Source organism: Stenotrophomonas sp. STEN020 (genome assembly GCF_056760195.1).
The window spans coordinates 39,829-50,944 of the sequence record NZ_JBRREI010000036.1 but is presented as its reverse complement, the minus strand read 5'-3'; the positions used below and the strand labels follow the sequence as shown (position 1 = coordinate 50,944).

The 11,116-nt window shown below is 62.9% G+C and carries 12 protein-coding genes; 4 read left to right on the top strand and 8 right to left on the bottom strand.

All coding sequences use genetic code 11. The annotated features are described in order from the left end of the window. Window positions 1–106: 106 nt before the first annotated feature. The 3 genes from ACVOLZ_RS15115 to ACVOLZ_RS15105 all read right to left on the bottom strand — a co-directional run bounded on the left by ACVOLZ_RS15115 (window position 107) and on the right by ACVOLZ_RS15105 (window position 2,497). On the bottom strand, window positions 107–373 hold the full coding sequence (locus ACVOLZ_RS15115) for a hypothetical protein (protein WP_282272864.1): 267 nt from the start codon (window positions 371–373) through the stop codon (window positions 107–109). Between the two features lie 63 nt (window positions 374–436). Next, a complete protein-coding gene (locus ACVOLZ_RS15110) occupies window positions 437–1,021 on the bottom strand; it encodes a YdeI/OmpD-associated family protein (RefSeq protein ID WP_481516844.1) in 585 nt (194 codons plus the stop codon). 93 nt (window positions 1,022–1,114) lie between these two features. Then, complete coding sequence (locus ACVOLZ_RS15105) at window positions 1,115–2,497, bottom strand: amino acid permease (RefSeq protein ID WP_481516845.1); 1,383 nt, start codon at window positions 2,495–2,497, stop codon at window positions 1,115–1,117. Window positions 2,498–2,674: 177 nt separating this feature from the next. Between ACVOLZ_RS15105 and ACVOLZ_RS15100 the strand changes: the two genes are divergently transcribed. Then, window positions 2,675–2,839: a hypothetical protein gene (locus ACVOLZ_RS15100; RefSeq protein ID WP_481516843.1), complete on the top strand. Its 165-nt coding sequence runs from the start codon at window positions 2,675–2,677 to the stop codon at window positions 2,837–2,839. A 66-nt stretch (window positions 2,840–2,905) separates the two neighbouring features. Here ACVOLZ_RS15100 and ACVOLZ_RS15095 read toward each other — a convergent pair whose 3' ends face one another. The 5 genes from ACVOLZ_RS15095 to ACVOLZ_RS15075 form a co-directional block, all read right to left on the bottom strand. Further along, on the bottom strand, window positions 2,906–3,484 hold the full coding sequence (locus ACVOLZ_RS15095; RefSeq protein WP_481516842.1) for a methyltransferase family protein: 579 nt from the start codon (window positions 3,482–3,484) through the stop codon (window positions 2,906–2,908). A gap of 185 nt (window positions 3,485–3,669) precedes the next feature. Further along, window positions 3,670–4,812 carry a nitrilase-related carbon-nitrogen hydrolase gene (locus tag ACVOLZ_RS15090; protein WP_481516841.1) on the bottom strand — a complete coding sequence of 381 codons (1,143 nt, stop codon included), beginning with the start codon at window positions 4,810–4,812 and terminating at the stop codon, window positions 3,670–3,672. Window positions 4,813–5,104: 292 nt separating this feature from the next. Continuing rightward, complete coding sequence (locus tag ACVOLZ_RS15085) at window positions 5,105–5,611, bottom strand: hypothetical protein (RefSeq protein WP_481516840.1); 507 nt, start codon at window positions 5,609–5,611, stop codon at window positions 5,105–5,107. A 46-nt stretch (window positions 5,612–5,657) separates the two neighbouring features. Further along, window positions 5,658–6,017 carry a hypothetical protein gene (locus ACVOLZ_RS15080; RefSeq protein WP_481516839.1) on the bottom strand — a complete coding sequence of 120 codons (360 nt, stop codon included), beginning with the start codon at window positions 6,015–6,017 and terminating at the stop codon, window positions 5,658–5,660. Next, window positions 6,014–7,201, bottom strand: coding sequence for a class I SAM-dependent methyltransferase (locus ACVOLZ_RS15075; protein ID WP_481516838.1), 1,188 nt, complete (start codon window positions 7,199–7,201; stop codon window positions 6,014–6,016). The genes ACVOLZ_RS15080 and ACVOLZ_RS15075 overlap by 4 nt, the downstream gene beginning before the upstream one ends. Before the next feature lie 153 nt (window positions 7,202–7,354). Between ACVOLZ_RS15075 and ACVOLZ_RS15070 the strand changes: the two genes are divergently transcribed. From ACVOLZ_RS15070 to ACVOLZ_RS15060, 3 genes are all read left to right on the top strand, one after another. Then, window positions 7,355–7,531 (top strand): hypothetical protein, encoded by a 177-nt coding sequence (locus ACVOLZ_RS15070; RefSeq protein ID WP_481516837.1) that lies wholly within the window; start codon window positions 7,355–7,357, stop codon window positions 7,529–7,531. A gap of 115 nt (window positions 7,532–7,646) precedes the next feature. Then, the gene (locus tag ACVOLZ_RS15065) at window positions 7,647–8,498 is read left to right on the top strand and encodes a DUF1838 family protein (protein WP_481516836.1); all 852 of its coding nucleotides are present in this window, start codon (window positions 7,647–7,649) and stop codon (window positions 8,496–8,498) included. A gap of 88 nt (window positions 8,499–8,586) precedes the next feature. Continuing rightward, a complete protein-coding gene (locus ACVOLZ_RS15060; RefSeq protein WP_481516835.1) occupies window positions 8,587–11,022 on the top strand; it encodes a TonB-dependent receptor in 2,436 nt (811 codons plus the stop codon). Window positions 11,023–11,116 lie beyond the last annotated feature (94 nt).

The following is an 11,116-nucleotide window of genomic DNA, read 5'->3' as shown; positions in this document are numbered from 1 at the left end:
GGAGTTGCGGCCCCGCCTCTCTCCCTGAGGGCCGCGCTCGCCCGGGCCCGCTCCCGCCCCGCGCCCCGCGGCCCCCCGCCCCCCCCCCCCCACTACAGCGGCCTGCTCAGTCCGCTTCGGGACGATTCAGCGCCGCGGTCAATGCAGCGGCGTCTTCGCGGCTGAGGAACAGGTACTCCAGCTCGGCGCTGCCGAACTTGTCCTCCAGTTCCTGCTTGCGTACCGGGTGGTTGCCGAAGCGGTAATGGGTGCTGCCGTCGTCGATGTTCTCGATGGCATATACGCCGAACGACGGCGGATTTGTCAGGGTGCCTTCCAGCCTGACGGACTCAGGGTCGATGGAGCGCTGGATGAGGTCTTCTAGGTCGATCATGGCGTAGCAACAGGACTGATGGGGGGAGGTTTGCGGCAAGTGGAATCGCTGGCGCGTCCCACGTCAATGCTTCTCATGTTTCCAGCCGCGGTGCTTGCCATCGGATAACCACTCGATGGCCTGGGCGATCCGCTGCTGGCGGGTACTGTCGCGCTTGGCTTCACCTATCCACTCCAGATAGTCGCGTTGGTAGCCAGGGCTGAAACCGTCAAAGTGTGCCTTGGCGGCCGCCGCACCAGCCAGCGCCTCGGCGAAGGCCGGGGGCATCGGCAAGGGTGCGCGCGGGGCCGCTTTGGGGCGGGTTACGCCTGCATCGATACGTTGCATGGCGGCACGTAGCTGGGTTGTGAATTCGCGCTTGCCGGGCAGGTCGTCCAGCGACCCCAGGCGGCCGTACTGGCCCATGGCCGAGTCATCGCCGCTACCGGCATCGCGCTGCCAGAAACCTAGGGTGGCGTGTGCCTTGAACGCGGCCATGCCACACAGCAGCTTGCCCTTGTAGACAAACGCAGGCATGCCCCACTTGATGGCTTCTTCAACCGCCCCGCAGTCGCTGTGCACACGCTGGCGGATCTCGAGCAGGATCGGCTGCGCGAAAGCGGCGGCATTGGCGATGTAGTCGTCTACGCGGGGGTCTGTGATCGGCATGACTGGCCTCGGATGGGCGCAGCCTGCCGTTAGTTTCGCGTTAAAACAAGCCCATCGTGGCGATGGGCTGCGAAGCCAGCTGATTTGGCATGGTCAGGCGCGGCGCGACTTCCTTGCCAAGCCGCTGCACAGCGCGATGAAGGCGGTGAAAGCGGCCATCGACAGGAACTGCAGGCGGGTTTCCGGCGTGGCCAGCAACAGCGCAAAGATCAGCGCGAGGATCGCCAGTGCCAGCACCGTCAGGTAGGGGAAGCCAGCCATGCGGAACGGCAGCGGGGTACCCAGGCGGTCGGCGCGGCGGCGCAGGATCAGCTGCGATACCAGGGTGATGGTCCACACCAGCAGGCAGGTGGAACCGACCACGTTGAGCAGCACCGGCAGCACCTTGTCCGGGTAGATCAGCTCCAGCACGGTGGCGACAAAGCCGAACAGCACGCTGGCCAGCACGGCTACCACCGGTACCTGGCGGGTATTGGTCAGGCCCAGCCAGCGCGGCGCTTCACGTCGTTCGGCCAGCGAATAGATCATCCGCGAGGCGCCGTAGAGGTTGGCGTTCAGCGCCGACAGCAGGGCGATCACCGCGATCAGGGTGATGGCCGTGGCCGCGCCGGGGATGTTGGCGACCTGCAGTACCGCGGCAAACGGCGATTTCAGGGTCTCGCTGTTCCACGGCACCACGGCGATGATCACGCCGATCGAGCCGATGTAGAACACCAGGATGCGCCAGGCCACGGTACGGATGGCGCGCGCCAGGCTGCGCTCAGGGTCCTGGGTTTCGGCCGCGGCCACCGCGACGATCTCGGTGCCGCCGAAGGCGAAGATCACCACCAGCAGGGCCGCGCCAATGCCGGTCAGCCCCTTGGGCATGAAGCCGTCGTGGCCGGTGATGTTGGCCAGGCCGGGCGAGGGCACGTTCGGCAGCAGGCCCAGCAGCAGGGCGATGCCGACCAGGATGAAGGCGACGATGGCGGCGACCTTGAGGATGGCGAACCAGAACTCGAATTCGCCGAAATTGCGCACGCCCAGCAGGTTGATCGCAGTAAATACCAGCATGAACGCCAGCGATGTCAGCGGTACCGACAATTGTGGCCAGACCGTACTGAGCAGGCCGGCCGCACCAACCGATTCAGCGGCGATCACTACCACCAGCTGTGCCCACCACAGCCAGCCGACGGTGGCGCCGGCGGTGGCACCCAGCGCGTCGGCCGCGTACACCGAGAACGCGCCGCTGGCCGGCCGTGCGGCGGCCATCTCGCCCATGGCGTGCATCATGATGATGACCAGGGTGCCGGCCACCAGGTAGGAGATCAGCACGGCCGGCCCGGCAGCCTGGATGCCCACGCCCGAGCCCAGGAACAGGCCGGCGCCGATCGCGCTGCCCAGGCCCATCATGATCAGCTGGCGTGGTTTGAGCGCACGTTCCAGTTTCTGCGAAGGAGCGCTGGCCGGGGCGGAAGAAGTGCTGGGCATCGGCAGGTTCAAGGTAAAGAAGAGGGCGACACGATACCGCGTCCGCTCGCCACAGTGGCTGTGCCGTTGGTGGGGATGGGCATGCTGCCGCTGCGATGAAGGTCCCGGCGCGCATGTGCGCCTGCAGCAACGGGTGCTTGGATGTGCGGTCTGGATTCCAGTTCCTGGTAGCGCCTGCTGTCGATGCAGGCGTTGCAACAGAAGCGCGAAGCCATCAATCGGCAGATCAATGACGGGCTGAAGACCCTGATTGCCGCCTACAGGACCTTGGGCGGTTCCTTTACATGCGATCTCAGAGTTGCCCCAAGCCACCTGCGCGACGTGCTGCCGGTGTCGGCATGGGCATAGGCGCTGGGCTGGACTACAGCACCGGGCGCGGCGGTGAGGATGACCCCGGGTGCAATGCTTGGGGCCCTACAGCAGGCCCGGGATCAAGCGTTTGGTGCGCGCCGCATACGCGCTGTAGGCGGGCCCGAAGTGGGCGCTCAGGAAGCGTTCTTCCTGGCGCAGCTTGACCCAGAACGAGGCAAACACGATCACCACGGCGATCACTCCGCGCCAGTCCCCCACCATCAACGCTGTGCCGCTGAACATCAGCAGGAAGCCGCTGTAGATCGGGTTGCGCACATGCGCATACGGCCCGCTGCTGATCAGCTCGTGCGCCTGCTTGATCTGCACATTGCCGCTCCAGTTGCGGCCCAGCTGCCAGCGCGACCACAGCGCGAGTGCGGCACCGGCCACACACAGCAGCAGACCCAACGTATAGATCGGCAAAGAATGTGGTACGAACTGCTCGCGCAGCCAGCTGTGGCCAAACCAATGACCAGGGCCAAGCAGGATCATCGCTATGATCAACGGCAGCCAATACGCCAGAAACTGCCTGACACGCGACTCGCTACGGGTCACCTGTTTGGCGCGCAGTGCAGTGATGGCCCAATAACCGAGCACCACGGCCCAACACAGCAGCAGGCCGAGATGGAAGATGGCTGGCATTGGCGACTCCGTCATTGAAGAGCGGAAGCTCAGCTTGATCCCGCTCGCGTCAGCTGGCCGTGAGTTGGATTGGCCGAGATCAGGCCCGCGCGCTGCATTTTGAAGGGGGCCTCGTTCGAATAGCTGGGATCAATTGTGGCGCGGGATGCAACAACGGCGCCTTGCGGCGCCGTTGTGGTTTCGGCTTACTTCCAGCGTGATTTGCCGCGGATATAGCGTGCCGCATCTTCCAGTGAAGTGGGCAGGTACTCCGACCACAGATTCGGCGGGTAGGCGTTCTGGTAGGTGTCGTAGACGTCGCGGAACAGATCCATGTGTACCACCGGCTGGCGCTTGCGTGCGCGTAGCTCGGCAATCGGCACGCGGCCCAGCACCAGCGTCTCTTCCTTGCTCTGCGCCTCGGCGACGATCTTGCCGCTGGGGTCGTACAGGGCGGTGCCACCTGAACCAGGATCATCGAAGTAAGGGCCGTTGTCTGGCGAGATCGAGTTGTTGACGATGGATGAGTAGACGCCGTTGTACATTGCGCATGCGGCGATATCCATGTCCGAGAAACCGCCCGAGGCGGTGCGCAGGAACACTTCGGCACCCTTGAACGCCATCGCCCGGAACAGCTCCGGCTCACGCTGGGTGGAGCTGGTGCAGATATTGCCCAGCGGCGTACGGGTCACCGGCACCACCGCATCGCGGCCGTACATTTCGACGTAGCGGTCGAGCACGTCATACGTGGTGGTTGTGAACAGCTCGAAATCCGGGAATGCGCCCTTGAGGTTGCGCGCCTTCCAGTGCTTGTCCACGATCTCGCCCTTGTCGTTCATGATCGTGGTGATCGACAACACGTGGCCCGGCCAATCCGGATCGGTGGCGTAGGCGCCGAACACGATCCAGGTGCCGTACTGGCGCGCCTTCTTGGCGATGGCTTCGGTTTCTTCGCCGGGAATGGTGATGGCGAACTTGAGGATTTCATCGCGGGTCCACTTGCGCCAGCCGCTGAGCGGGAACTCGTGGAACTGCAGCAGATCGGGTTTGGCGTGGTAGTGCGCCTTGTCGATGAGTTCGAGCATATGCGCCAGATTGCGCTTGCTGCCGGCCTTCCATTCCTTGGCATCGAAGCTGTGCACGCGCGACTGCACTAGGCCCAGGGTCCATGCTGGCTTGGCCAGTTCAACCGTGGTGTAGGTGCCGTCGGTTCGCTCGTTGAGCGCGTCCGGGCCTTTGCCCATGGCTGCCTGTGCGGGAGCCGAGGTGCCGAGCAGGGCGGGGCCGACGGCGCCGAGTGCGGCCAGGCCGGCGGCGCTGCCGAGGAAATGTCTGCGGGTGTTGCTCATTGCTTGCCTCGATGGATGGGCGGCGTGGATCATTTTGGTTGCAGTTGCAGTTGCAGTTGCAGTTGCAGTTGCAGTTGCAGTTGCAGTTGCAGTTGCAGTTGCAGTTGCAGTTGCAGTTGCTTGTGCTTTTGTTGCTGTTGCTGTTGCTTCCCGTCCCTTCTCCCGCTTGCGGGAGATGGTGCCCCGGAGGGGCGGATGAGGGGAAGCTTTTAAAGCGTTGTGTCTGCTTGCTAGAAGCTTCCCCTCACCCCAACCCCTCTCCCGCATGCGGGAGAGGGGCTTAAGCAGAAGGTCAAATCGGGTCGCCGTTGAAACTTTCGCCCTTGATCTGCTGCCAATCACGGCTGACGAACTTTTCGTCAATCAAGGTGCGCTGTACCAGCACGCCGTTCTTGTACCAATGCCAGATGCGATTGCGCATCTGCCCGCAGTCGGACAGCTGGATCATTTCGTACAGCTCAAGGCCTTCCTCGCCCTTGCGCTTCCAGTACAGCATCACCGTGCGGTGGTAATCGTCTAGCGGCACTTCGGCAGCCCAGCCATAGATCAGCTCGTTGTCGAAGATCACGCGGCCGAACTCATAGCGGGTCGGGAAGTCGCGCACTTCAACCTTGCCATCGGCCCAGCTGTAATGGTTGGTCTGGTGGTACGGCACGTTCTCGTCGGCGGGGAAGCGGCAGATCAGGCGTGACTTGTGCTCGTCGATCTTGTCGCCGTTGGCATCGTAGTAACGGTAGACACCGTCCCAGACGCCTTCGTGGCGGGCCAGTAGCGGCAGGTGCAGTTGCATGTTCGGCATTGCGGTTTCCTGTGGTCGTATTGATGTCATCAGTTGAGGCTTGGCCTCATTCGTTGCGAAGTGCATCCATCACTTCTTCCATCGGCACGTCCATAGCACCGCCTTCCAACGCTTCGGTTTCCTGCTGCACGATGCGCAGCACCCGGGCGATGTATTCCTTCATCCACAGCGTGCGCTGTGCTTCGGCCTCACGGTCCGGGCGGAACTGATCCAGTTCCTCGCGGCTGAGCAGGCCTTTCTGTTCGATCAAGCGTTCCAGCGCGTCCAGGCGTTGGTGGGTAACCGCGCTCTCCATGGCAATGGCCATGGCGATGGACAGCACGCGCTCCACGTCCGGATCCTTGAAGAAGTACGGGCGCTTGCCGCGGGCGCGGCTGCCGGCCAGGGCGATCGGATCGATGCTCATGCTTTCCACGCTCCAAACATGGTCCACAGCGCGGCGCGGCCGTGGTCTTCGCCGCTCTCGCTGGCGACCGGGAAGATGTCGCGGTCAACCACACCACGGACCTTGGTTTCGAAATAGCGATCCGCGTCAAAGCCGGCCGCCGCCATCATCTGGCGCAGGTCGTACTCGTGCATCACGCTCCAGAACGGCTCGTTGTTGTTGTACGCATCCCAGTCGCGGATGAACTGCTCGTAGGGGTCCATGCCGTGGTATTGCGGCTGCTCCAGATGCGCGGTCAGGCCGCCGCTGGCAAGCAGGCGCTGGATCTCGCGCAGCTTGCGCGGCATCGCCGTGGCCGAGCTCTCATGCCAGAACATGGCAGTGGTGATCAGGTCGAACGAACCATCCGCATAGTCCAGCGCTTCGCCATTGGCTTGGCGGAACGTGATGTTGTTGACGCCGAGCGCGCGGGCGCGGGCATGCGCATAGCGCAGCATCGGCGCGGCTACATCGATCGCGATCACTTCGGCATCAGGGAACGCCTGCGCCAGCGGCACGATGTTGTGGCCGACGGTGCAGCCGATATCGAGGATACGGCGCGGCTTGAACCCGGGATGCTGTTCCTGCAACCACTGCGCCAGCGCCTGGCCGCCGCCGTCGTTGTAGCGGCCAAGCATGCCGCCGGTGGTGGCGAAGATGCCGCAGTCGTAGTTGGCCGCGGCGGAGACGTCATCGGCCAGCAGCTCGGTGTGATAGCCGCCGGGCATGCAATGGATGTCGACGGCGCTGGAATAGCGCGGCACCTTCACCGAGGCATCGAGTTGCAGGCCATCGTCGCTGGCGTTGAGCGCGCGGGTCTTCTCGATCAGTGCATCCACCTGCTTGAGCACCAGGCCGCGACCGGCCTGCTGGCGCATCTCCATGCTGCTGCGGCGCAGGGCGCTCCAGGTCTGGTAGATCGCATCGCCGGCCATCGCCTTGCGCACTTCATGGCGGGTTTGCGGCGCACGGCCCTTTTCCTTCTCGAAGGCGGGTTTTACCCGACCTTCGTAGGCGACCTTGACCTTGGGACTGAGCTGGGTGGCCAGGTAGCCATTGAGGTTGGCCAGGAAGTCGAAGCGGGCGGTGTCGTCGAGCGCGCTGTCAGGGAACACCGCGTGGCGGCCCACGTGCTGCCAACTGGGGGGCAGGGCTTGCTGGCTCATGGCGATTCCTCGGAAGGCTTCAAGTTCTAAAGTTATATCTATATGTCATGTTGGTCTGGTCGAGGTCAAGCGGCGGTTTGATACCTGCGCTACTGCCCCTGCGGCGGTGGCTGCAGCGTCCTGCAGGCGGACCCCGACTCCCGAATTTCTCAAATGTCCGGACAAAAAGCCAGTGCCGATTTTCATGGCTCTGGCAGGGGCTTTTTTGTTGCAAAGCAACATCTTGCGCAGTCTCGCCAGTGGTCCGCGCTGCAAGGTTTTCATGCCGCCCAGCGCTGCCGGGGGATCGCCGATAAAGGTTCTACAAATGATTGGACAATCATGTACTAATGATATAGCTATATGTCATCTTTGATGGGTCAACAGGCCCGTCTTCCGTGGTCCGGAGCAGGCCAAGGCACTGGCTTCATCGCTCCATTTCAATCGGGGGTTGGACGTGATTCGAATGTCATCGTTTTTGCTGGCTGCCGCAATTGCAGTTTCGCCACAGGCAAAAGCGCTGGATCTGCAGTCCGAAGCGGGCAGCGTTGAGGCAATGGTCAAGCTGCGGTGTTCGCTGGACCCGAAGCAGGAAGAGATCCTGTGGTGGGCCGGCACCTTGTTCGCGCAGGAGCCCGGCAAGAAAGCCGCACCGCTGATGGGCTTCGAGGGCTACAACATCTGCCGCGCCGAGAAGCAGGCCGATGGCGTGTGGCGCCTGTACACGCGTGAGCTCACGTTTTACCGCGATCTGAAGACCGGCAAGATCATCGACAGCTGGGACAACCCGCTGTCGGGCGAACGCAACGAGGTGGTGCAGGTTGCCAACGATCCGGTCAACACCGTGCTCAACGCACCGGGCCGCCCGACGCAGCTGCCATGGGTGGAAGCCGGTGAGCAGGTGATGCTGACCCTCAACATTCCGCTGGCCTATCCCAACCCGCTGCAGCCGGCCGAGTTCCCCGCCGAATCCAGTGGCCCGACCTATATGGGCTCGGAGCACTTCATGTTCTTCGCGCCACGTGCGGATCTGGAAAACCCGGCGCTGAAGAGCGTGCCGGTCACCTACGGCTGGACCCGCATCGGGCCGTGGCTGCCGTGGATGAAGCTGGGCATGCGCCCGGGCAGCTTGTTGTACATCGCGCAGGGCAACAAGCGCGCATCGGTCAGTGAATTGCCGGCCGATATCCAGGAACTCGTGCGTAACCGCTACCCGGAATACGCACGCGCACCCGAAACCTGGGTGCAGCCCAACGTCACCAGCTGGAGTGCCTACAAGCAGCTCAAGCAGGGCGCGGCGGCGAAACAGCAGGACTGAAGTACGGAAGCACTGGACGGAACCTCCCCCAAGACGGCGCATCCATCCTCCCAATCCATTCCGATCACACTTTGCAGTCGGGAACTCCATGAAAATCATCAAGCCAGACCTGCTGTGCTCCTCGATCGCCCTCGCACTGATGTTGTGTGCAGGCACCGCCGCGGCCGAAGCCGCCGACGAATCGGGCGCTCCGCCGGCCGCCAATAGTGACTCCGTACAGAGTCTTGACCAGATCACCGTGACCGCGCGCGGCGTGTCCGAGCCGCTGCAGCAGATGCCGCTGCCGATCACCGCCATGTCCGAGCAGACCATCGAGAAGAAGGGCCTGACCGATGTGCGCGACATCGCCAATCTGTCGCCGAGCTTCTCGTTCAAGTCCGGCTACGGCCGTGGCTTCGACCGCCCGGTGATCCGCGGCATGTCCAATATCCAGGGCGAGGCCAATGCTTCGTTCTTCATCGACGGCATCTACGTTGAAGGTGATATCTCCAGCTACGGGCTGGAGAACATCCAGCGTGTGGAAGTGATCCGTGGCCCGCAGTCGGCTGCCTTCGGCCGCCGCACGTTCTCCGGCGCGGTCAACTTCATCACCAAACGTCCGGGCAGTGCGCCGGGCGGCAAGCTCACCCTGGGCGTGGGCAACTATGGCCAGGAAAAGATGGGCCTGTTCTACTCGGGTGCGAATGAAGATGGCTCGTTCGGTTACGACGTCAGCTTGAACAAGCGTGGCAACGATGGCGTGTTCTACAACAATGCATCGGGCCGCAAAGACCTCAATGGCACCGAGACCGTCAGCGGCATGGCGGCCATCGCCTGGTCACCGACCGATGCACTGGACATCACCGCACGGGTGATGAAGCAGAAGAGCCGCGACCAGCATTTCGCCGCCGCGCGTCTGGGCAGCGACAACCTCAATTGCTACCTGCCCGAATACACCAATCGCTTGTACTTGGGCTTGTACCCGGTCCTGGAATCGCGTCGTCGCGGCTACTACTGCGGTGAGCTGAAGGAATCGTCGGACTACGCGCTGAACACCAGGGAGTTCGAGACCGCAGGCTATTTCTCCGGGCGCAAGACCGACCTGCTGCGCACCAGCGTGGTGGTGGACTATCTGTTCGCCAACGGCTGGAACCTGACCTCGACCTCGGCCTACAACAAGAGCGAAACCTACGCTGCCAGCGATCAGGATTACAGCGCCATCCGTGGCTATGGCGGTGCGTTCGAAAGTTTCGCCAACAGTGGTGTAAAGAACTGGTCGCAGGACATCCGCCTGACCACCGACCAGAACCTTGCAGTGTCGGGCATGCTCGGCGCGTACTACTACGAGCAGAACGCGCAGCCGGGTTGGGGCGGCGACCTGACCGGTTACACCATCGGCGGCAACAAGGTGGTCACGCCCATCCCGACCAATCCGGATGACCAGACCGTCAACAAGGCGCTCTACGGCCTGATCAACTGGCGCATCAACGAGCAGTGGACCACCTCGCTGGAAGGCCGCTATGCGCGCGATGAAATCAGCAAGGGCGGCACCGATGTGCGCGTGCTCGGCGCCAACACCTATCGCCAGACATATGCGCTGGACAAGACCTTCAGCAGCTTCACCCCGCGTTGGACGCTGAGCTATCAGGCGCGTGATAACGTCAACCTGTACGGGCTGGTCTCCAAGGGCAACAAGCCCGGTGGCTTCAATACCGATGTCTACCGCGCCGACTTCCGCGAAGCCGACCGCGACGCGCTGATTGCCCGTGGTTTGAGCACGTACAAGGAAGAAGAGGCCTGGAACTACGAGCTGGGCATGAAGAGTGATTGGCTGGACGGCACCCTGCGCGTCAATGCCAATATCTACCAGATCGACTGGACCAACCAGCAGCTGACCGAAACCGGCCCGGTGATCCGCAAGAACGGCTCGCTGTTCTCCACCAGCTACACCACCAACGTTGGCGAATCGCGCATCCGCGGTTTCGAGCTGGAAAGCCAGTGGGCGTTCGCGCAGGGTTGGCTGGCCAGCCTGGCGTATTCGTATACCGATGCGAAGATCCTGAAGTTCCTCAGCCAGGACCAGGCCGATCTGTTCTCAAGCAGCAACGCGCCGACGCTGGCTGATCCGGCCGCCGATGCCGCCGGCGCTACCCTGCCGCGCGTGCCCAAGCACAAGGCAACGCTGGGTTTGATGTATGACGGAGCACTGTCCAATGGCTGGGAATACACCGCCAACATGGATGTGAACTACGAAGGCAAGCGCTACATCCAGGTCGACAACCTGGCGTACATCGGCGCCTCCACCCGCACCAACTTCCGCTTCAGCATCCGCCCGACCGAGCAGCTGCAGGTGTCGGCCTACGTGACCAATGCGTTCAACGACCGCACCCTGGAAGACGCGCAGCGCACCATCAACCCGGATGCTTATGTCGCTGTGCCGGCAGTGCCGCCGTTGACCGGGCTGGCGGTGACCAACCTGCGTGATTTTGGTTTGACGCCTTCGCTGCCGCGCATGTATGGCGTTGAGGTCAGTTACAAGTTCTAAGAGTTTTGCGTGGGCTGGGATGTCTCACGGCGTCCCAGTCCGCGTGTATTTGGCTTCACCGATGCTCCATCAGATCGTCATTCCCGCCTGCGCG